At 68.3% G+C, this 20,050-nt stretch carries 24 protein-coding genes; 14 read left to right on the top strand and 10 right to left on the bottom strand.

What is annotated here, in order from left to right; translation table 11 throughout:
• Positions 1-12 precede the first annotated feature (12 nt).
• Positions 13-996: a Bug family tripartite tricarboxylate transporter substrate binding protein gene (locus tag CLU95_RS24985; protein WP_099796082.1), complete on the bottom strand. Its 984-nt coding sequence runs from the start codon at positions 994-996 to the stop codon at positions 13-15.
• A gap of 115 nt (positions 997-1,111) precedes the next feature.
• Between CLU95_RS24985 and CLU95_RS24980 the strand changes: the two genes are divergently transcribed.
• Positions 1,112-1,939, top strand: coding sequence for a helix-turn-helix domain-containing protein (locus CLU95_RS24980; RefSeq protein ID WP_099796081.1), 828 nt, complete (start codon positions 1,112-1,114; stop codon positions 1,937-1,939).
• Positions 1,940-1,946: 7 nt separating this feature from the next.
• Here the strand turns inward: CLU95_RS24980 and CLU95_RS24975 are convergent, their stop codons facing one another.
• Entirely contained in the window at positions 1,947-2,603 is a 657-nt protein-coding gene (locus CLU95_RS24975) for a glutathione S-transferase family protein (RefSeq protein WP_099796080.1), read from the bottom strand.
• Positions 2,604-2,694: 91 nt separating this feature from the next.
• Here CLU95_RS24975 and CLU95_RS24970 point away from each other — a divergent pair, with 91 nt between their 5' ends.
• The 3 genes from CLU95_RS24970 to CLU95_RS24965 all read left to right on the top strand — a co-directional run bounded on the left by CLU95_RS24970 (position 2,695) and on the right by CLU95_RS24965 (position 5,040).
• Positions 2,695-3,915, top strand: a complete 1,221-nt coding sequence (locus tag CLU95_RS24970; RefSeq protein ID WP_099796079.1) for a polyhydroxyalkanoate depolymerase — start codon at positions 2,695-2,697, stop codon at positions 3,913-3,915.
• Between the two features lie 89 nt (positions 3,916-4,004).
• Complete coding sequence (locus tag CLU95_RS31215; protein ID WP_257214726.1) at positions 4,005-4,130, top strand: hypothetical protein; 126 nt, start codon at positions 4,005-4,007, stop codon at positions 4,128-4,130.
• Positions 4,131-4,341: 211 nt separating this feature from the next.
• Complete coding sequence (locus tag CLU95_RS24965) at positions 4,342-5,040, top strand: GNAT family N-acetyltransferase (RefSeq protein WP_257214725.1); 699 nt, start codon at positions 4,342-4,344, stop codon at positions 5,038-5,040.
• Here CLU95_RS24965 and CLU95_RS24960 read toward each other — a convergent pair.
• Positions 5,037-5,939: a LysR family transcriptional regulator gene (locus CLU95_RS24960; protein WP_099796078.1), complete on the bottom strand. Its 903-nt coding sequence runs from the start codon at positions 5,937-5,939 to the stop codon at positions 5,037-5,039. The two genes, CLU95_RS24965 and CLU95_RS24960, sit on opposite strands and share 4 nt — an antisense overlap.
• Before the next feature lie 85 nt (positions 5,940-6,024).
• Between CLU95_RS24960 and CLU95_RS24955 the strand changes: the two genes are divergently transcribed.
• Positions 6,025-7,137, top strand: a complete 1,113-nt coding sequence (locus tag CLU95_RS24955) for an adenosine deaminase family protein (RefSeq protein WP_257214724.1) — start codon at positions 6,025-6,027, stop codon at positions 7,135-7,137.
• A gap of 8 nt (positions 7,138-7,145) precedes the next feature.
• On the top strand, positions 7,146-8,126 hold the full coding sequence (locus CLU95_RS24950; RefSeq protein ID WP_099796076.1) for a Bug family tripartite tricarboxylate transporter substrate binding protein: 981 nt from the start codon (positions 7,146-7,148) through the stop codon (positions 8,124-8,126).
• A 31-nt stretch (positions 8,127-8,157) separates the two neighbouring features.
• On the opposite strand, the gene CLU95_RS24945 is transcribed toward CLU95_RS24950, so the two are convergent.
• Entirely contained in the window at positions 8,158-8,616 is a 459-nt protein-coding gene (locus CLU95_RS24945; RefSeq protein WP_099796075.1) for a CBS domain-containing protein, read from the bottom strand.
• A 148-nt stretch (positions 8,617-8,764) separates the two neighbouring features.
• On the opposite strand from CLU95_RS24945, the gene CLU95_RS24940 reads away from it, so the two are divergent.
• Together CLU95_RS24940 and CLU95_RS24935 are read left to right on the top strand one after the other, a co-directional pair.
• Complete coding sequence (locus CLU95_RS24940; protein WP_099796074.1) at positions 8,765-10,075, top strand: O-acetylhomoserine aminocarboxypropyltransferase; 1,311 nt, start codon at positions 8,765-8,767, stop codon at positions 10,073-10,075.
• A gap of 1 nt (position 10,076) precedes the next feature.
• Positions 10,077-10,883 carry an alpha/beta fold hydrolase gene (locus CLU95_RS24935; RefSeq protein WP_099796073.1) on the top strand — a complete coding sequence of 269 codons (807 nt, stop codon included), beginning with the start codon at positions 10,077-10,079 and terminating at the stop codon, positions 10,881-10,883.
• A 25-nt stretch (positions 10,884-10,908) separates the two neighbouring features.
• Here the strand turns inward: CLU95_RS24935 and CLU95_RS24930 are convergent, their stop codons facing one another.
• On the bottom strand, positions 10,909-11,574 hold the full coding sequence (locus tag CLU95_RS24930) for an NAD-dependent epimerase/dehydratase family protein (RefSeq protein ID WP_099796072.1): 666 nt from the start codon (positions 11,572-11,574) through the stop codon (positions 10,909-10,911).
• Between the two features lie 25 nt (positions 11,575-11,599).
• Positions 11,600-11,983, bottom strand: coding sequence for a thioredoxin family protein (locus CLU95_RS24925; protein ID WP_099796071.1), 384 nt, complete (start codon positions 11,981-11,983; stop codon positions 11,600-11,602).
• A gap of 98 nt (positions 11,984-12,081) precedes the next feature.
• On the opposite strand from CLU95_RS24925, the gene CLU95_RS24920 reads away from it, so the two are divergent.
• The gene (locus tag CLU95_RS24920; protein ID WP_099796070.1) at positions 12,082-12,432 is read left to right on the top strand and encodes an Mpo1-like protein; all 351 of its coding nucleotides are present in this window, start codon (positions 12,082-12,084) and stop codon (positions 12,430-12,432) included.
• Between the two features lie 22 nt (positions 12,433-12,454).
• Here the strand turns inward: CLU95_RS24920 and CLU95_RS24915 are convergent, their stop codons facing one another.
• Positions 12,455-13,666 carry a YihY family inner membrane protein gene (locus tag CLU95_RS24915; RefSeq protein WP_099796069.1) on the bottom strand — a complete coding sequence of 404 codons (1,212 nt, stop codon included), beginning with the start codon at positions 13,664-13,666 and terminating at the stop codon, positions 12,455-12,457.
• Between the two features lie 109 nt (positions 13,667-13,775).
• On the opposite strand from CLU95_RS24915, the gene CLU95_RS24905 reads away from it, so the two are divergent.
• Both CLU95_RS24905 and CLU95_RS24900 read left to right on the top strand, forming a co-directional pair.
• Positions 13,776-14,195, top strand: a complete 420-nt coding sequence (locus CLU95_RS24905; RefSeq protein WP_099796068.1) for a DUF2069 domain-containing protein — start codon at positions 13,776-13,778, stop codon at positions 14,193-14,195.
• A complete protein-coding gene (locus CLU95_RS24900; protein ID WP_099796067.1) occupies positions 14,192-15,616 on the top strand; it encodes an FAD-binding oxidoreductase in 1,425 nt (474 codons plus the stop codon). Before CLU95_RS24905 ends, CLU95_RS24900 begins: the two co-directional genes overlap by 4 nt.
• 139 nt (positions 15,617-15,755) lie before the next feature.
• Here the strand turns inward: CLU95_RS24900 and CLU95_RS24895 are convergent, their stop codons facing one another.
• The 3 genes from CLU95_RS24895 to nthA are packed head-to-tail and all read right to left on the bottom strand — an operon-like array spanning position 15,756 to position 17,430.
• Entirely contained in the window at positions 15,756-16,133 is a 378-nt protein-coding gene (locus CLU95_RS24895; RefSeq protein ID WP_099796066.1) for a nitrile hydratase accessory protein, read from the bottom strand.
• A complete protein-coding gene (gene nthB, locus CLU95_RS24890) occupies positions 16,130-16,795 on the bottom strand; it encodes a nitrile hydratase subunit beta (protein WP_099796065.1) in 666 nt (221 codons plus the stop codon). The genes CLU95_RS24895 and nthB overlap by 4 nt, the downstream gene beginning before the upstream one ends.
• Positions 16,792-17,430 carry a nitrile hydratase subunit alpha gene (nthA, locus tag CLU95_RS24885; protein ID WP_099796064.1) on the bottom strand — a complete coding sequence of 213 codons (639 nt, stop codon included), beginning with the start codon at positions 17,428-17,430 and terminating at the stop codon, positions 16,792-16,794. Before nthA ends, nthB begins: the two co-directional genes overlap by 4 nt.
• A gap of 36 nt (positions 17,431-17,466) precedes the next feature.
• Here nthA and CLU95_RS24880 point away from each other — a divergent pair, with 36 nt between their 5' ends.
• Genes CLU95_RS24880 through CLU95_RS24870 form a run of 3 tightly spaced genes read left to right on the top strand, consistent with a single transcriptional unit; the run spans position 17,467 to position 19,954 of the window.
• Complete coding sequence (locus CLU95_RS24880; RefSeq protein ID WP_099796063.1) at positions 17,467-18,306, top strand: thymidylate synthase; 840 nt, start codon at positions 17,467-17,469, stop codon at positions 18,304-18,306.
• Between the two features lie 5 nt (positions 18,307-18,311).
• Complete coding sequence (locus tag CLU95_RS24875; RefSeq protein ID WP_099796062.1) at positions 18,312-18,830, top strand: dihydrofolate reductase; 519 nt, start codon at positions 18,312-18,314, stop codon at positions 18,828-18,830.
• Positions 18,827-19,954, top strand: a complete 1,128-nt coding sequence (locus tag CLU95_RS24870; protein WP_099796061.1) for a phosphatidate phosphatase App1 family protein — start codon at positions 18,827-18,829, stop codon at positions 19,952-19,954. The genes CLU95_RS24875 and CLU95_RS24870 overlap by 4 nt, the downstream gene beginning before the upstream one ends.
• Positions 19,955-20,050: the final 96 nt, after the last annotated feature.

Genomic DNA, 20,050 nt, shown 5'->3' with positions numbered 1-20,050 from the left:
GTCTGCTTGTCGTCAATCGGCGCGGATGCCGAACTCGCGCACCAGCTTGCCGAAGCGCTGGTCGTCGTCGCTGATCTGCTGTGCCAGCACGGCCGGTGCGCCGCCCACGGGCTCGATGCCCAGCGCGGCCATGCGGGCCTGCACGTCGGGCATCTTCAGGATCTCGTTGAAGTGGCGGTTGAGCGTCTGCACGACCTCGGCCGGCAGGGCCTTCGGCCCGAGCAGGCCCATCCAGGCGCTCACGTCCATGTCGCGGTAGCCCAGCTCCAGGAAGGTGGGCACGTGGGGCATGAGCTTCGTGCGCTGGCGCTCGGCCACGGCCAGCGGCACCAGCTTGCCGGCGGCAATGTGGGCCGCCACCGCGCCGGGCGTGATCCAGCCCACGCTCACGTGGCCGCCCAACGTGTCGTTGACCACCGGCGCCACGCCGCGGTACGGCGCATGCGCGATGGCAATGCCTGCGTCCTTGTTGAAGAGCTCGCCCGCGATGTGCATCGGCGAGCCCGTGCCCGGCGTGCCGTAGGTGAAGGCCTTGCCGGCCTTGGCGCCGGCCACGAGCTGCGCCACGTTCTGGATGCCGCTCGTGGGCGCCGTGACCATCAGCACCGGGATGTTGCCGGTCTTCACGATGGGGGTGAAGTCTTTCACCACGTCGTGCGCCACGCCGGGGCCGGCCTTCAGCACGTGCTGCGCGATGGGGAAGGTGCTGGGCGTGAAGAGCAGCGTGTAGCCGTCGGCCGGTGCCTTCGCGACCCAGGCGTTGCCGATCATGCCGCTCGCGCCGGGGCGGTTGTCGACGAGCACCGGCTGCCCGACGCGCTGCGCGAGCTTCTCGGCGTAGGCACGCGCGATGGCGTCGGTGTCGCCGCCGGCCGGGTAGGCGACGACGATGGTGATCGGCTTCGTCGGCCACGACTGCGCCAGGGACGCCGTGGCGACACACAGCAAAAGAATGGCTCCTGCAGCGGCAAGGAGCGCGTTTCGTTGGTGAAACATGATGTTGTTTTCCTTCTCGGTGGGACGACGTTGGGTGTCATCGGACTGTAGGAATGCCGCCGCGCTGCCAGAAGATATAGTTTCACTCAGTGAACCTTTTTTCTTCGGAGGCGGCATGTCAGACACCACCGGCGCGCAGAGCGTGAAGTCGATCGACGCACTGCGCCGCGGGCTCGACGTGATGCTGGCGATCCAGCGTTCGTCGGCCGTCACGCTGCAGGAGCTGCACCGGCAGACCGGCATGTCAAAGGCCACGCTGCTGCGCATCCTGAAGACGCTGCAGCAGGCCGGCTGGGTGGAGCGCAACGAGCTGGAAAAACGCTACGTGCCCACTTCGGCCACCGGCCAGTCAGGCGCCGCAGCGGCGTGGCGCACGCGCCTCACAGCGTTGGCCGCATCACCGCGTGCCACGCTGCAGCGGCTGGTGCCGTGGCCGATCGACCTCGGCGTGCGCGACGGCACGGCCATGCTGATCCTCGACACCGACCGGCCGCGCAACGGCCTCGCCGTGAACTACCGCGCGCTGGGCTTTCGCCCGCCGATGCTGTTGTCGTCGCTCGGGCGTTGCTACCTTGCGTTCTGCCCCGAAGAGGAGCGGCGAGAAATCCTCGCCGCACTGGCGCGCTCACCGAACGATTTCGACCGCGGCGCGAGGCGCCCCGACAGCATCCGCCGCATGGTGGCGCACGCACGCGACCAGGGCTACGCGGCGCGCGACCCCACGTCCACCAGCCTCGATTCGCCCGACCGCTTCGGTGCGGTGTCGGTGCCGGTGCGGCTGGGCGAGCAGGTGGTGGGGTGCCTCAGCTGCGCGTGGCTGCCGACGGTGAAGAGCGAGCGCGAGATCGTGACGGCGCACCTGGGCGACCTGCAGCAGGCGGCGCAGAGCATCGAGCGCCGGCTGCGACAAGAAGGCCTCGGCCTGCCGCCCGCGAGCCCCTGAACAAGCGTCAGAACTCGGCGTCGAGCTCGTCGATCTCGTCGGGCTCCTGCAGCGCGGCGGCCACCCATTCCTTCATGGCGGGCAGCTCCATCACGCGCTTGCAGTAGGCGGCGCAGGTGCTGTCGAGCGCCACGTCGTAGCTCAGGAAGCGCGTGACCACGGGCGCGTACATCGCGTCGGCCATGCCGGGCTGCTTGCCGAACAGGAAGGGGCCGCCGTAGGCCTTGAGGCACTCGCGCCAGATGGCGACGATGCGGTCGATGTCGCCCTGCGCGCGCGACCACACCTTGAAGTTCTTGAAGCGGGCCTTGATGTTCATCGGCAGCGCGCCGCGCATCGAGGCGAAGCCCGAGTGCATCTCGCCGCAGATGGCGCGGCAGTGCGCGCGTGCCGCGGCGTCGGCAGGCAGCAGGCCGACCTTGGGCTTGATCTCGTTCAGGTATTCGCCGATGGCCAGCGTGTCCCACACCTTGATGCCGCCGTGCTGCAGCGAGGGCACCAGCATCGACGACGACAGCAACAGCATCTCGGCCTTCATGGCCGGATCGTCGGGCGGGATGACCTTCTCGCTGAAGTCCAGCCCCGCGAGCCTGCACACCAGCCAGCCGCGCAGCGACCACGCGCCGTAGTTCTTGCTGCTGATCGTGAGAACGGGTTTGGCCATCGCGACACTCCTTGGACGATGCGGGGTGTGTGCAAGCGCCGTGCCATGAGATGCCGTGCGTGTTGGCCCACAACTTGCCTGCAACCGATGCATGCTGTACCGCGCTTACCAGAACCAGGCCGACCTGCTCTCGCCATGGCGACTCACCGCGCAGTACCTGGGCCGCGCACTCTGGCAGGACGGCACGGATCGCACCGCGCTGCGGCGCATGGCCGCGCGCTGCGAGGTCTTCTCGCGCATGCGGCTCACCCACACGCGGCCCGACTACGGCATCGACTCGGTCATGGTCGACGGCACCGACGTGCCCGTGCACGAAGAGGTCGCACTGGTCTCGCCTTTCGGCACCTTGCTGCACTTTCGCAAGGCGCACACCGAAGCGGTGCACCCGCGCGTGCTGCTGGTCGCACCACTGTCGGGCCATTTCGCGACGCTCCTGCGCGAAACCGTGCGCACCCTGCTGCGCGACCACGACGTGTACCTGACCGACTGGCACAACGCGCGCGACGTGCCGCTGTGGCACGGCGGCTTCGGACTCGACGACTACACGCTGCAGCTGGTCCGCTTCGTCGAAGCCATGGGCCCGGGCGCGCACATGGTCGCCGTGTGCCAGCCCTGCGTGGCCGCACTGGCCGCGACCGCGCTCATGGCGGAAGACGACCATCCGGCCACGCCGCGCAGCCTCACGCTGATGGCGGGCCCGGTCGATTGCCGCATCAACCCAACCGGCGTGAACGTGCTCGCGACCAGCAAGCCCATCGAGTGGTTTCGCCGCAACCTCATCAGCCATGTGCCGTGGCCGCATGCGGGCGCGATGCGGCGCGTGTACCCGGGCTTTCTGCAGCTCACGGCCTTCATGAGCATGAACCCCGAGCGCCACAAGAAGCAGTTCGAGGACATGGAGCGCCTGCTCGTCGAAGGCGAGCTCGACAAGGCCCGCACCATCGCCGACTTCTACGACGAGTACCTGGCAGTGAACGACCTGCCGGCCGAGTTCTACCTGGAGACCGTCGAGCGCGTGTTCCAGACCTACGACCTGCCGCGCGGCGTGCTCACCGTGGCCGGCCGCACCGTGAACCCCGCAGCCATCCGCCGCACCGCGCTGCTCACGGTGGAAGGCGAGCGCGACGACATCTGCGCGGTCGGCCAGACCGTGGCCGCGCAAGACCTGTGCAGCGGCATCCGCCCGTACCTCAAGACGCACCACCTGCAGGCCGGCGTCGGGCACTACGGCGTGTTCAGCGGCAGCAAATGGAACACGCAGATCTACCCGCGCGTGCGCGAGACGATCCACGCGGCTGACGAGCTTCACTGAGCACTACGCGGCAGCCGCGCAACCCAATCTGGCAGAGACCGCGGGGGCTTTGGTTGCCCGAACGCCCCCGGCCTCCTACAATCGACCCTATGAACGTCATGGTTTTCATTGCCGGTTTCGATCGCACGGCGGCCTGCGCGGCCCCGGGCGATGCGCGCGTGCGCGCGCCCGCTGCAATGACGGCGAGGTCGCAGCAGACCCTCGCACATCCCTGAGCCCGGCGGTCAGCCTCCTTTTTTCTTCAGCGCACATCGACCGTCGGGCACCTGCCCCGCGCGGTCGCGCGCCCTGGCCCCGATCGCTTGATCGATCGGCCCGGGCAACGCACCACTTCCCCAGCGTCCGACCTTCTTTCCGCCTTCGGCCCTGTGCCGCGCGGAAGAGCCTCGTCCGCTTCGTCGTCGTGTTCGTTGTGAGGATTTCCCCGTGGTGGCTCTTGCCTGCTCCCCTTCCGTCCCGTTTTCGCCTTCGCCTGCCCTGCCGCCCTGGCCCGCGTGGCTGTCGTTCGACGCGCTGCGCCGCCGCTTCCTGCGGCCGGCCGAACTGCGCATCGACGTCGATCCGAAGAAGGGTCGCCCGAGCGAGCCGCTGACGCCCGTGTACGAGCGCATGCGCGCCATGGGCGACCGCGTGCAGGACCTGCCCGCGCTGCGCCTGGACGACCCCGACCTGCGCGCGCGCTTTCGCGAGGCCGATGGCGAGACCTACGTGTACATCGAGGACGTGCGCCACCAGCGGCTGGTCGGCTACACCGTGTTCAACCGCCTCATCGAACTCGACCGTCGCGCCGACCGCCACCTCCGCGCGCCGCATTCGCAGTACGACCCCGCCTACCAGCGGCGCGGGCTGGCCACGGCCGTGTACCGCTGGGCGCTCGGCAGCGGCATGTGCCTGATGAGCGGCGCGCGCCAGTCGCCGGGCGCGCATGCGCTGTGGCTGCGCCTGGGGCGCGACCACACGACGGGCTTTGTCGACCTGCGCGAAAAACGCCTGAGTTATCTCGGCGACGAGGTGGACGGCGACACGCTGTCGCAGCTGCACACGCGCATGTTCATGCTCGGCGACGGCTGGACGCTGGAGCGTTTCAGTAGCGAAACGCGCATGGCGATGTTGGAACCCGCCTAAGCCTGCGGCAACCGCTCGCGCAAAAAACCGATGAGCTCCTGCGCCGCCACATTGCGCATCGGCCCCGGCAGGTAGGCCAGCACCACGCGCCGCTCGATGCGCGGCGCCGACAGTGGCACCACGGCCAGCTCGGGGTCGCGCAGCGACGAGGTGTACAGCTGCGGCATCAGCCCCAGCGCCTGCCCGCTGCGCACCAGCGCATAGAGCGTTTCGGAATAGCTCACGCGGTACGGCTGCGCGCCCTGCGCAAACTGCGCGCGCGCCGGATCGCCCAGCGCCGGCATGCTGCCGCTTTCGAACAGCACGAGGCGCTCGCTGCCGATGGCCTCCCAGCGCGCTTCGCCGGCCGCCGCCAGCGCGTGGTCGCGCCGCACCACCAGCACCAGCGGGTCGCGGAACAGGTCGATGCATGCCAGCCCGCCCGGCGGCTCGGTGATCGCGGCCACGGCCATGTCGAGCTGGCCGCTGCGCAGCTCGGCCAGCAGCACCGTGGACGGCGCGTCGCGCCAGGCCAGTTCGACCTCGCCGCGCTGCTGCAGGAAGTCGGCCGCCGCCGCCGCGACGCGCGCGCTGGCCGAGGGGATCACGCCCACGCGCACATAAGCCCGGCCGCGCTGCACCGTGCTTTCGATGTCGCGCAGCGCCACCTCGAAGGTGTGGACAAGAAAGTCGGTGCGCGCCAGCACCTCGGCGCCGACGGGCGTGAGTTCGAGCCGGTGGGTGGAGCGGGTCAGCAGCTCGGCGCCGAGCAGCTTTTCCATCTGCTTGATCGCGTTGCTCAGCGCGGGCTGCGTGATGGCGAGCCGGCGCGCGGCGCGGCCGAAGTGCCCTTCCTCGACCAGCACCGAGAAACACTGCAGCTGGCGCAGCGTGAGTGCACGCAGGGGCAAGGCGGCCATGGGCGTCCTGGTTATCGATTCAATGAATCAAATTATAGAAATTCAAAATTTTCCTTATGAGTACGCACTGCCTAGACTGCGCCGCATGACCCTTGCCGCGCCCACGTCCACGCCAGCTCCTTTCGCGCTCGAAGCGATGCTGCGCGAGATTCCCAAGGTGGAGCTGCACTGCCACCTCTTCGGCACCGTGCGCCACGCCACCTTCCGCCAGCTCAACCAGCGCGCCGGCGCACCGCTGGCCGACGCGGAAATCGACGGCTTCTACACGCGCGGCGAAAAGCCCGTGGGCGTGCTGCGCGTGCTGCGCGCGCTCGACGCCCAGCTGGTGCGCAGCGCCGGCGACCTGTACCAGCTCACCCTCGAATACCTGCAGGACGCAGCCTCGCACCAGGTGCGCTACGCGGAGTTCTTCTGGAACCCGACCGGCACGGTGCACGGCTCGGGCATTGCGTACCCGCTCGCGCAGGGCGCCATCGTCCGCGCGATCCAGGATGCACAGCAAGAGTTCGGCATCACCGGACGGCTCATCGCCGCCATCGACCGCGAGGCCAGCGCCGAGGCGGCCGTGGAGATGGTCGAGTGGGTCAAGGCCCACCGCTGCGACGAAGTGATCGGCATCGGCATCGACTACCGCGAAAACGACCGGCCGCCCGAGCTGTTCGCGCGGGCGTATGCCGATGCGAAAAAAGCCGGCCTGAAGACCACCGCGCACGCCGGCGAGTTCGGCATGCCCTGGACCCATGTGCGCACCGCGCTCGAGCTGCTGCAGGTCGACCGCATCGACCACGGCTACACGGTGGTCGACCAGCCCGACTTTGCGCGTGAATGTGCAGACCGCGGGGTGATCTTCACGGTCGTGCCGACCAACTCCTACTACCTGCGCACGCTGCCGCCCGAACGTTGGGCCATTGACCACCCCATCCGCCGCATGCCCGGCCTGGGCCTGCGCATCCACCCGAACACCGACGACCCGACGCTGCACCAGGTCACGCCCACGGGCGCCTGGCTGATGATGGTGCGCGACTTCGGTTTCGGCCTGGACGACCTGCGCGGCTTCATGCACAACGGCCTGGACGGCGCGTGGATCGACGACACGCAGCGCCGCCAGTGGCGCACCGAATGGAGCACCGCCTTCGACGCGCTGCGCGCCCGCCTGCCCTCCGAACCCACGCCTTCCGCCACACCCTTCCCCGGATGAACCCCGCCATGACCACGAACCGCCGCCTGATCCTTGCCGCTGCACTCTGTACCGCCCTGCCCACGGGTGCCTTCGCCCAGCCGGCCTGGCCCGCCGCCAAGCCCGTCACGCTGATCGTGCCCTTCACCGCCGGCGGCAGCGTGGACGTCAACGCCCGTCTCATCGCGCAGCGCCTGGGCGAGCGGCTCAAGCAGTCGGTCGTGATCGACAACGTGAGCGGCGCGGGTGGCGCCATCGGCGTGGCCAAGGCCGTGAGCGCGGCGCCCGACGGCTACACGCTGGTGGTCGGCCCCGACAGCGCCATCGCCATCGGCCGGCTGGTCAACCCCTCGGCCTTCCGCTTCGATCCGCTCAAAGACCTGGCGCCCGTCGGCCTGCTCAACACCGCGCCGATGGTGCTGGTGGCGCGCCCCGGCCTCGACGTGCGCAGCTACGCCGACTTCGTGAAGCTCGCGAAGGCCCAGCCCGGCCACTACAACTACGCCACCTCGGGCGTGGGCACCGTGCTGCAACTGGCGATGGAACTGCTCAAGGAGCGCAGCGGCATCTTCGTGACGCACGTGCCCTACCGCGGCGGTGCGCAGATCGCCACCGACGTGATCGGCGACCAGGTCGACCTTGCGATGCTGGTGAGCACCAGCGCCATTCCGCATGTGAACGGCAAGCGACTGAAGGCTTTGGGCATCACCGGCAGCCAGCGTCTGCCGGCGCTGTCGCAGGTGCCCACCTTCAACGAGATGCCCGGCCTGAAGGGCTACGACATGGTGAGCTGGACCGGCATCTTCGCGCCCGCGAAAACGCCGCCGGCCGTGGTGGCGCGGCTCAACCAGGAACTGAATGCGGTGCTGCAGGAGGAAGGCGTGCGCGCCAAGCTGGCGGAGCAAGGCGCATTGCCGGGCAGCGGAACGCCGGAGGCGTTCGGGAAATTTGTGCATGCCGAGTACGCACGCAATCAAAAGATCGTGCAGACCGCCAACATCCGAGAGTAGCGGTCAGTCGGCCGGTGGCTGGCTGAAAGGCTCAGCCCGCCTTCTCGTTGCTCTCGTCTTCCGGCCAGTCGCGGATGTACGCCTTGAGCATCTTGTTCTCGAAGTTCTGCGCGTCGACCACGGCCTTGGCCACGTCGTAGAAGCTGATCACGCCCATGAGCATGCGCTTGTCCATCACGGGCATGTAGCGCGCGTGGCGTTCCAGCATGATGCGGCGGATTTCGTCGAGGTCGGTTTCGAGGGTGCAGGTGACCGGCGCGTCGTCCATGGCCTTGCGCACCAGCGTGGTCCCGACCTGGCCGCCGTTTTTGACGACGGCCATGATCACTTCACGGAACGTGAGCATGCCGACCAGGTCGCCGTGCTCCATGACCACCAGCGAACCGATGTCCTTGTCCGCCATGGTCTGGGCGGCTTCCGCCAGCGGGTCGTCGGGCGTGATGGTGAAGAGCGTGTTGCCCTTGACGCGAAGAATGTCGCTGACTTTCATGGTGGTGCTCCTCTCGGGGATTCGTCGTTCTCGGCGTCGTGCCAATTTGAATATAGCCCACAATCGACGCCGACCCGAACGCCCCTGTCGCCTGTGCATGCATTGCACGCGTCACGGGGCATTGCGAAGAGACAACAGAAAGGCCTTCATGCCCGGTTATTCCGACCCCGGTTTCGACACCCTCGCGCTGCACGCCGGCGCCGCCCCCGACCCCACCACCGGTGCGCGGGCCGTTCCCATCCACCTGACGACCTCCTTCGTCTTCGAATCCAGCGACCACGCCGCCGCGCTCTTCAACCTGGAGCGCGCGGGCCACGTGTATTCGCGCATCAGCAACCCGACCAACGCGGTGCTGGAGCAGCGCGTGTCGGCGCTCGAAGGCGGCATCGGCGCCATTGCCACGGCCAGCGGCCAGGCGGCGTTGCACCTGTCGGTGGCCACGCTGATGGGCGCGGGCTCGCACATCGTCGCGAGCACGGCGCTGTACGGTGGCTCGCAGAACCTGCTGCATTACACGATGCGCCGCTTCGGCATCGACACCACCTTCGTGAAGCCCGGCGACCTCGACGGCTGGCGCGCCGCGGTGCGGCCCGAGACCAAGCTCTTCTTCGGGGAAACCGTGGGCAATCCGGGCCTCGATGTGCTCGACATTCCCGCCGTGAGCGACATCGCCCACGAAGCCGGCGTGCCGCTGCTGGTCGACTCCACGCTCACCTCGCCCTACCTCATCAAGCCCTTCGACTGGGGCGCCGACTTGGTCTACCACTCGGCCACCAAGTTCCTGTCGGGCCACGGCACCGTCATTGGTGGTGTGGTGGTCGACGGCGGCAGCTTCGATTGGGAAAAGTCGGGCAAGTTCGCCGAGCTCACGCAGGCCTACGACGGCTTCCACAACATGGTGTTCAGTGAGGAAAGCACCGTCGGCGCCTTCCTGCTGCGCGCGCGCCGCGAAGGCCTGCGCGACTTCGGCGCCTCGATGAGCCCGCACACGGCGTGGCTGATATTGCAGGGCATCGAGACGCTGCCGCTGCGCATGGAGCGCCACATCGACAACACGCAGAAGGTGGTCGAGTTCCTGTCCACGCACCCGTTCGTGTCGCGCGTGGGCCACCCGCTGATCGAGTCGCACCCGAGCCATGCGCTCGCGCAGAAGCTGCTGCGCCACGGCGCGCGCGGCGCCGGCGCGGTGTTCAGCTTCGACATCAAGGGCAGCCGCGCGCAGGGCAAGGCCTTCATCGAGGCGCTCAAGCTGTTCAGCCACCTGGCCAACGTGGGCGACTGCCGCAGCCTGGTGATTCACCCGGCGAGCACCACGCACTTCCGCATGACCGACGAGGCACTGGCGGGCGCGGGCATTTCGCAGGGCACGATCCGCCTGTCGATCGGCCTGGAAGACCCGGCCGACCTGATCGACGACCTCAAGCGCGCGCTGAAGGCCGCGGAAAAGGCGGGTGCCTGACATGCACTACACCGTCAACGGCCACAGCACCTACTGCTACACCGCCGGCAAGCCCTTCGATGCGGCCAAGCCCACGGTGGTGTTCATCCACGGCGTGCTCAACGACCACAGCGTGTGGATTCTGCAAAGCCGCTGGTTCGCCAACCACGGCTGGAACGTGCTGGCGGTCGACCTGCCGGGCCACTGCAAGAGCGCCGGCGCGCCGCCGGCCAGCGTGGAAGACGCGGCGCAGTTCGTCATTGCGCTGCTCGACGCAGCGGGCGTGCAGAAGGCCGCACTCATCGGCCACAGCTTCGGCTCGCTGATCGCGCTCGAAACCGCAGCGCGCGCGCCCGAGCGCATCACGCAGCTTGCGATGGTCGGCACGGCCTACCCGATGGTGGTGTCGCCCGCGCTGCTCGAAAGCTCGGTGAGCGATCCGCAGCGCGCCATCGCGATGGTCAACACCTTTTCGCACTCGCTGCTGGCGCCGCCGCCGTCGTCGCTCGGCCCGGGCACGTGGCTGTACGGCAGCTCGCGCGCGCTCATGCGCCGCGTGCTCGCGAGCAACCGCGAGGCCAATGTGTTCCACATCGGCTTCAAGGCCTGCAACGACTACGCGAACGGCGAAGCGGCGATGGAGAAGGTGCAGTGCCCCGTGCTGTTCCTGCTCGGCGACGCCGACCAGATGACGCCACCACGCGCCACCAAGGCGTTGGTGAGCAAGGCGCGCAATGCCAAGGTAGTGACGGTGCACGCTGGCCATGCGCTGATGAGCGAGGCGCCGGACGAGGTGCTGTTCGCGCTGCGCGACTTCGTCGCGGGCTGAAGAACTGCGAAGAGCGCTGGGCGGCTTAACTGCCCAGCGCGTTGATGTCCGCCGGGTCGAGCAGCACCTTGCGCGCGCCCTGGCGCGCCACCGTGAGCATCGCGCGGCCCACCTTCTCGGTGGTGGTCACGCGGTCGGGCCACCAGCGGTGGGCCAGCCCGAGCACGGGCTTGAGCACGACGATCGCGGCGTCGTACAGCGGCGTCTTCGAGCGCACGCCGTGCAGCGGCTGGATCATGCCGGGCCGGAACATGTAGGACGCGCGGAACGGCAGGCGCATCAGCGCGTTCTCGGTCGCGCCCTTCACACGCGCCCACATGCGTTCACCGCGCTCGCTGCTGTCGGTGCCCGCGCCCGTCACGTAGGTGAAGGTCATGCCCGGATTGAGCCGCGCCAGCACGGTGGCCGCCGCGATCGTCAGGTCGTAGGTGATGTGCTTGTACTCGGGCTCCTTCATGCCGACCGACGACACGCCCAGGCAGAAGAAGCAGGCATCGAAGCCCGTCAGCTGCGACTCGATGGCGCGGTAGTCGTACATGTCTTTGTGCACCAGGTCCTGCAGCTTGGGATGCTGCTGCCCGGTGGCGCTGCGCCCCACGGCCACCACACGTTCCACATCGGGCGCCAGCAGGCACTCGCGCAGCACGCCCTGCCCCACCATGCCGGTGGCGCCAAAGATCAGGATGTTCATGGGAGGGAGGCTCCGAAGGGGTCAGTCAGACCGCGAAGACCGCGGGCTTTTTCTCGAGCACGGCCAGCAGCAGGTCGACGTCGAGGCTGGAAGGTTGCGGCGGCTGCAGCGCGCCGAGCAGGCGCGACAGCGTCTCGATGTGCGGCAGCAGCGGACCCAGAAAGCGCGTGCCGTCGGCGCCCGCCACCAGCAAGGTCGGAAAGGTCTCGACGTCGAAGGCGTCGGCGATCTCGGCGTGGTCTTCGATGTCGACCCAGGCGAAGCGGAACTGCGGGTGCGCCTTTGCCAGCCCGACCAGCAGCGGCCGGTAGTCGCGGCAGGTGCCGCACCATTCGGCGCACAGGCAGACGACCCACGGCGCGTTGGCATCGGCAGAAGAAGCGGCGGGGACGGCGGGAACAGCGCTCAAAGTGGATACGGTGAAGGTGGGATGGCGAACCCGGGTGGTGCGTCCGCAGGCTCGTGGCTATTATCAACAAAGCCCCTGCGGGGCGCAGGAGACCCACGATGAACACCTCCACCCCTGCCGCGTCGGCCACCCCGGCTCCGGTCGATCCGCGCCGCTTCACGAGCTTTGCGCAGTTCTATCCCTTCTATCTGACCGAGCACGCCAACGTCACCTGCCGGCGGCTGCATTTCGCGGGCTCGACGATTTCGCTGCTCTGCCTCGTGGCCCTGGTGGTCACGATGAACCCATGGTGGCTGCTGGCCGGGCTGGTGGCGGGCTACGGCTTCGCCTGGGTCGGGCATTTCGGCTTCGAGAAGAACAAGCCGGCCTCGTTCAAGCGCCCGCTGTATTCCTTCATGGGTGACTGGACGATGTACCGCGACATCTGGGCGGGCCGGGTCAAGATCTGACGGCCCGAACGCCAGAATGCTCCTAGATCAATAGCACGTCGCCCAGCCGCAGCGTGTGCAGCGGGCCCTTCTGCCACAGGTCTTCCAACGGTTCGGCGCGCGGCATCAGCAGCTCGCGCAGCAGCGGCTCGATGGGCGTCGACGGGTCGGCCAGCAGCACGTAGCGCGGGTCCTGGTTGGCGGGCTCCTCGGCCAGCGGCGCGATCCAGTCGAGCCGCACCAGCGTGTCGATCACCGGCACCAGCTGCAGCCCGTCGACCCGCATGCGCGTCAGCAGCTCGCTCGCACCCATGCCCTTGGCCGGCGTGGCCTGCGCGCGCGCCAGATGCTGCAGCACTTCCATCGCGAGCTGCATCGGCCAGCCCGCCGCACCGCCCCGGCGCGCCACGCCCACCAGCAGGCTCGGCAGGTAGGCCGCGATGACGGCGCCCAGCAGCACGATCACCCACGCCACGTAGATCCACACCAGCAGGATCGGAAAGGTGGCAAAGGCGCCGTACAGCACCGAGTAGGTCGGCACCAGGCTCAGGTAGTAGCCGAGCACGCGCTTGGCGATCTCGATGGCGGCCGCCACGAAGAGGCCGCCGGCCCAGGCGTGCGACCAGCGCACCGTGGTGTTCGGCACGTAGTGGTACAGCGCGGCCATGCCGGCCGCGAGCAGCACGAATTCGAAGGTGTCGAAGACCAGCTTCACGATGCTCACGCCCACCACGCCGCGCGAGGCGGTGAACACATACGAGGTGGTCGACAGGCTCACCGCAAGGATCAGCGGCCCCAGCGTGATGGTGGCCCAGTAGATCAGCACCCGCTGCGCCAACGGCCGCGGCGTGCGCACGCGCCAGATGTTGTTGAGCGTCTTGTCGACGGTGAGGATCAGCGCAATGGCAGTGATCAGCAGCACCACCAGGCCCGCGATGCCCAGGCCGCCGGCCTTGCTCGCGAACTGGTTCAGGTAGCCCAGCACCTGGCGCGCGATGTTGTCGGGAATCAGGCTCTCGATCAGCCAGCGCTGCAGGCGGCCCTGCATGGTGGCGAACATCGGGAACACGGTGAACAGCGCGAGCGCCACGGTGAAGAACGGCACCATGGCGATGGTGGTGGTGAAGGTCAGGCTGCTCGCTGTGAGGCCGAGGCGGTCTTCGCGGAAACGCTCGCCCAGCACTGCTGCGGTGTTGCGCCAAGGAAAGCGCGAAAGATCCCTCCAAAGCTGCCGACGATTCATGGCCGGTATCATAGGAGTTGAACTCTCCCCCAGCCTCCGCGCACTTCGTGTCGCTGCGCCAACCCCCTCACCGGGGGCGATACCAGCGGCCCGGCAAAGCCGGTTCCGCGGTATCCCGCTCATGAATGCCAATCAGCCGCTTCCTCCCTCTTCCGTCCGCGCCACCCGTTGGTTTGCCGTGGGCAGCCTCGTCGGCCTGATCGTGCTGGGCCTGGCCTGGGAGCTGTGGCTGGCGCCGCTGCGCCCGGGCGGCTCGCTGCTTGCGCTCAAGGTGCTGCCGCTGGTCATTCCGCTCGCAGGGCTCTACAAGAACCGCATGTACACCTACCGCTGGGTCAGCCTGATGATCTGGCTCTACTTCACCGAAGGCGTGGTGCGCGCCTGGAGCGATACCAACGGCGTGGGGCAAATCCTTGCGCTCATCGAGGTGCTGCTGTGCCTCGTGCTCTTCGCAGCCTGCGCGTGGCATGTGCGCCTTCGCCTGCGTCACGCCAAGGCCGCTGCTGCCGCTGCCCGTCCCCTGGAGGCTTCCGCCCAATGACCACTTCCTCTCTCATCGACCAACTGCGCGCCATCGTCGGCGCCTCGCATGTGCTGAACGAGGGCGACCTCACCGCCTACGAACAGGACTGGCGCAAGCGCGCGCGCGGCAAATCGCTCGCCGTGGTGCGCCCGGCCAATGCGCAGCAGGTGGCCGACGTGGTCAAGGCCTGCGCCGCGGCCGGCACGGCCGTCATTCCGCAGGGTGGCAACACCGGCCTGGCGGTCGGTTCCATTCCCGACGACAGCGGCACGCAGGTGGTGCTGAGCCTGCAACGCCTGAACGCGATCCGCAACATCGACGCCGCCAACCTCACGATGACCGTCGAGGCCGGCTGCATCCTGCAGACGCTGCAAGAGACGGCCGAGAAAGCCGGCTACCTGTTCCCGCTGAGCCTCGCGGCCGAGGGCAGTTGCACCATCGGCGGCAACCTGGCCACCAACGCGGGCGGCACGCAGGTCGTGCGCTACGGCAACACGCGCGACCTGTGCCTGGGCCTCGAAGTGGTCACGCCGCAGGGCGAGATCTGGGAAGGCACGAGCGGCCTGCGCAAGGACAACACGGGCTACGACCTGCGCGACCTGATCGTGGGAAGCGAAGGCACGCTGGGCGTCATCACCGCCGCGACCATGAAGCTGTACCCGCTGCCCGCCGCGCAACTCACGGCCTGGACGGCCGTGCCTTCGCTCGACCACGCGGTCACGCTGCTGGGCCTGGCGCACAAGCACCTGGGCTCGGGCCTGACCGGCTTCGAGGTGATGGGCAAGTTTGCGCTGAGCCTGGTCGACAAGCACATGCCGCAGCTGCGCGTGCCCTTCATCCATGACGAGGCCGTGCCCTACTGCGTGCTGCTCGAGAACTCCGACAGCGAGTCCGAAGACCACGCCCGCGCGCGCTTCGAAGCGCTGCTCGAAACTGCCTTCGAAGACGGCTGCGTGAGCGACGCGGTGGTGGCCGAAAACCTCACGCAGGCGCACCAGCTCTGGCACATCCGCGAGAACATTCCGCTCGCGCAGGCCGAGGAAGGGTTGAACATCAAGCACGACATCTCGATCCCGGTGTCGCGCATCCCGGCCTTCGTGGAAGCCACCGACGCGCTGCTGAAACGCGAGATCGCCGGCGTGCGGCTGGTGAACTTCGGCCACCTGGGCGACGGCAACCTGCACTACAACGTGCAGGCGCCCGAGAACATCGACACCAAGGCGTTTTTGAAGAACGAGGAAGAGCGCATCAACACGCTGGTCTACGACGCAGTCGAACAGTTCGGTGGCTCGTTCTCGGCCGAGCATGGCGTGGGTTCGCTCAAGGTCGACAAGCTCGAGAAGCACAAGTCGCCGGTGGCGCTGGAAATGATGCGGGCGATCAAGCGCGGGCTTGATCCGAAGAACATCCTCAACCCGGGCCGCGTGATCCGCGTCTGAGGCCCCCGGGCATTTCTCCCTCCCCTCCCGGGGAGGGCCGGGGTGGGGGCACGCGGCCTTCGATGGGGCACCACGCCAAATGCGGGGGCAGCCCCCATCCCAACCTTCCCCCAGCGGGGGAAGGAGCAAGACAAGACACTCAGCCGGAAAAGTCTTCACCGCGCAACTCGATCGGCTGCCCATGCGGCGTGCGCTCCGCCGCGTGGTCCCAGGCGTGGCGGTAACGGGCCAGCTCATCACCGGAACTTGCGCCCTTGCTTGCCACGAGGCCTTCGAGCGCGGCGAGCCAGTGGCGGTAGTAGGTGTCGCCCGTGTCCGGATCGCCCGCGGCTTGCGCGGCGGTGATCTGGGTGGCCAGCGCCTCGGCCCATTCGACCCAGCTGAACAGCCCGCGCTCGTGCAGCGCCAGCGTCATCGCGAAGGCCTGCGCCTCCCACGGCTCCCTGAACACCGGCCCGTCGGCGTCGCGCGGCATGCCCGGGGCGAGTGCGAGTGGCGGCATGTCGTTCGCCTTCATGCCGCGGGCTCCAGGTAGCTTTCCCACGCATCGACCGACACCGCGAGGTTCTGGCGCGGCACGTCGTCGCCCCACAGCTCGGCCTCGTCGAAGACCACGGTGTAGAGCCATTGCGGCTGCTCGCCCAGGCCCTGCGCATTCGCATCCGCGAACACGTGCGCGCCGTGGATGTGTTCGATCGTGCCGCGTTTGCCCTGCACATAGCCCGGCAGGCGCGTGTGGTGGTCGACGCGGCCGAGGTGCATGCGCACGGCCTGGCCGACCGCGAAGCGCGCGGGCGCCGATGCGGGGCGTTCGGTGCCCGAGCCCTTGGCGAGCACGGCAGGCACGTTCGCGGCCTGCAGCACGCGGGCGACCGGTGCGGCCGGGTGGCGCATCTCGCCGGATGCAATCTCGTCCGCGAAGACCTGGCCGCGCTGCAACATCAGCTGCTCCAGCGCGCCGAGCCAGATCTGGTAGTAGCTCAGGTCGCGGTAGTTCGGCAGCGTCTCGCGCGCGGCACGGCTCGCATCGATGTTCCAGGAGCCGGTCGCGCCCATCGCGAGCGTGAGCGCCAGCGCGCGCGGCTCCCACGCGCCATGGAACAGCTCGCCTTCGGGTTCGGGCGTGACCGGGCCGAAGCCGGGTTGCCCGCCGAGGTCGGCGTGGGTCGTGTAGGTCATGCAGCACTCCTTGCTGAAGGCGCCTCGACCACGCGCGTACCGATCATCGAATCGCGCGAGACCAGCGCTGCGAGTTCCTCCTCGCTCCAGCCCTCGGTGCCGACGGGGCGCTGCGGGATCACGAGGTAGCGCACCTCGGCGGTCGAGTCCCAGACGCGGATGCGGGTGTTCTGGGGCAAGGTGGTGCCGAAGTCGGCCAGCACGCCGCGCGGGTCTTTCACGGCGCGCGAGCGGTACGGCGCGCTCTTGTACCAGGTGGGCGGCAGGCCGAGCACCGGCCAGGGGTAGCAGCTGCACAGCGTGCAGACGACCATGTGGTGCTGGTCGTCGGTGTTGGCCACGGCCACCATGTGCTCGCCCTGGCGGCCCGTGTAGCCGAGCGAGGCGATCGCCGCGGTGGCATCGGCCATCAGCCATTCATGGAAGGTCTGGTCGACCCACGCCCGCGCCACCACCCGTGCGCCGTTGCGCGGGCCGATGCGGGTCTGGTAGGTGTCGATCAGCGCGTCGAGCGCGGCGGGGTCGATGTAGCCCTTTTGGGTGAGCACGCTTTCGAGGGCGCGCACGCGCAGGTCCATCTCGCCGAGTTCGCTGTGGTCATGGGAATGGTCGTGGGAGTGGTCATGGCCGGTCATCGGCCGATCCTAGCGCCGCCCCGTAAAATTCCCAAAATGACCTCGTCCACCCGCCCCATCCGCTCCCAGTACGAAGACTTCATGCGCCATGTCGATACGCACGGCGTGTTCAAGAGCGACCGCACTGGCACGGGCACCAAGAGCGTGTTCGGCCACCAGATGCGCTTCGACCTGAACGAGGGCTTTCCGCTGGTGACCACGAAGAAGGTGCACCTGAAGTCCATCATCCAGGAACTGCTGTGGTTCCTGACCGGCTCGAGCAACAACAACTGGCTCAAGGAACGCGGCGTCAGCATCTGGGACGAATGGGCGCGCGAAGACGGCGACCTGGGCCCGGTGTACGGCGTGCAGTGGCGCAGCTGGCCCACGCCCGACGGCGGCCACATCGACCAGATCTCCGACGTCATCAAAACCCTGAAGACCAACCCCGACTCGCGCCGCATCATTGTGAGCGCCTGGAACGTGGCCGAGCTGTCGAAGATGGCGCTCATGCCCTGCCATGCCTTCTTCCAGTTCTACGTGGCGCCGCCGCAGGCCGAAGGCGAGCGCGGCAAGCTCAGCTGCCAGCTCTACCAGCGCAGCGCCGACATCTTCCTGGGCGTGCCCTTCAACATCGCCAGCTACGCGCTGCTCACGCACATGGTCGCGCAGCAGTGCGACCTCGACGTGGGCGACTTCATCTGGACCGGCGGCGACTGCCACATCTACAGCAACCACGCCGAACAGGTGAAGCTGCAGCTCAGCCGCGACCCGTACCCCTACCCCACGCTGCACATCAAGCGCAAGCCCGATTCGATCTTCGACTACCAGTACGAAGACTTCGAGGTGCTCGACTACAAGCACGGCGATCCGATCAAGGCGCCGGTGGCGGTGTGAACGCGATGAGCGCCGCCACGCCCCGCATCAACCTCATCTTCGCTCGCGCCGCCAATGGCGTGATCGGCGTGAACAACACCATTCCCTGGCACCTGCCGGAGGACATGGCGCACTTCAAGCAGCAGACCGCGGGCGCGCCCGTGATCATGGGTCGCAAGACCTGGGACTCCCTGCCACCGCGCTTTCGCCCGCTGCCGGGTCGCCGGAACATCGTGGTCACGCGACAAACCGACTGGCAGGCCGAAGGCGCGCAAGCGGTCGGCAGCCTGCCCGATGCGCTGTCACTGTGCACGCCGTCGGACGCGCCCGACATCTGGGTGATCGGCGGCGCACAGATCTACGCCGAAGCCGAGCCGCTGGCCCAGCGCGCCGTGGTCACCGAGATCGCACGCGACTACGAAGGCGACGCGCACGCGCCCGTGCTCGATGCCGCCGTGTGGCACGAGACGCAGCGTGAGTCGCACGTCTCGGCCAAGGACGGCCTGCCCTTCAGCTTCGTGACCTACGAACGCATCACTGCATGACGACCAAGCACCGCGCGCCCGGTACCTCGCCGCAACTGTCGCGGCGCACCGTGCTGGCCGGTGCCGCCCTGCTCGCCGGCCTCGCGCCGCTGCAGGCCCTGCATGCCGCCGGGCCGCTCGAGGCCGACGAAGAGGCACTCTTCATGCCCGGCACCGCGCGCCCCACCGCCGACGGCCGAATCGAGGTCGATGTGCACGCCTGGGTGTTCGAGCGCGAACACCGCTGGGGCCTGGACGCCGCGCTCGCGCGCTACCTCGGCATGAGCCTGAAGAAGCTCTCGCCGGCCGCGCGGCTGCGCTTCAGCCAGCGCACCGCGCTGTTCCATGCCGAGTCGGAAGAAGACAAGGTGATCGACGTCGTCTTCGACGGCTCGGCCACGCGCCTCACGATGCCGCCCACGGGTGCCGACGGCCGCAGCAACCTGCGCGCGGTCGTCGAGGCCTCGCACATCCCGTCGTCGCAGGAGTGGCTGCCCTTCCATGGCGTGACCGGCCCGGGCGAGCTGCTGCCGCGCTTTCGCGGCCGTGCGCAGATCGTGCCGGCGCAGGGCGTGTCGGTCATCTCGGACATCGACGACACCATCAAGCGCACGCAGGTGCGCGACCGGCGCGAGATGCTGCTGAACACCTTCGCGCGCCGCTTCGAGGCCACGCCGGGCATGGCGGCGCACTACCGCGCGCTGGCGCAGGCGCCCGGCACGCGCTTTCATTACCTCTCGGGCAGCCCGATCCAGCTGTACCCCGCGCTCACCGACTTCATTCGCGACGCCGACTTTCCCGCCGGCAGCATGCACCTGCGCGAGAGCACGACCTGGCGCACGCTGATCCCCAGTGGCGAGGAATCGCGCGCGCACAAGCTCGGCGTGATCGAGCGACTGTTGGCCGAATTTCCGCAGCGCCGCTTCGTGCTCGTGGGCGATTCGGGCGAGGCCGATCCGGAGATTTATGCGCAGGTGTTCCGCGCGCATCCGCAGCGCATCGACGGCATCGTGATTCGCGACGTGACCGACGAGAACCGGCTGTCCGATCGCTACCGTGCGACTTTCGACGGCATCGATCCGGTGGTCTGGCACCTGCTGCGGCCCGACACCACTGCGTGGCCTATGCACGCGGCCCCGCGCTAAGCGGACACCGCAGAAACAAAGCGGCACACCGGAGTCGTTTGCGCTTGCAAAAAGAACACTTCGGTACACGCACCAAAGGCATGCCCGGCGCAGGGT

It is taken from the genome of Variovorax sp. 54 (assembly GCF_002754375.1).
In the GTDB taxonomy this organism is placed as follows: domain Bacteria; phylum Pseudomonadota; class Gammaproteobacteria; order Burkholderiales; family Burkholderiaceae_C; genus Variovorax.
This window is presented reverse-complemented; position numbering and strand designations above follow the sequence as displayed.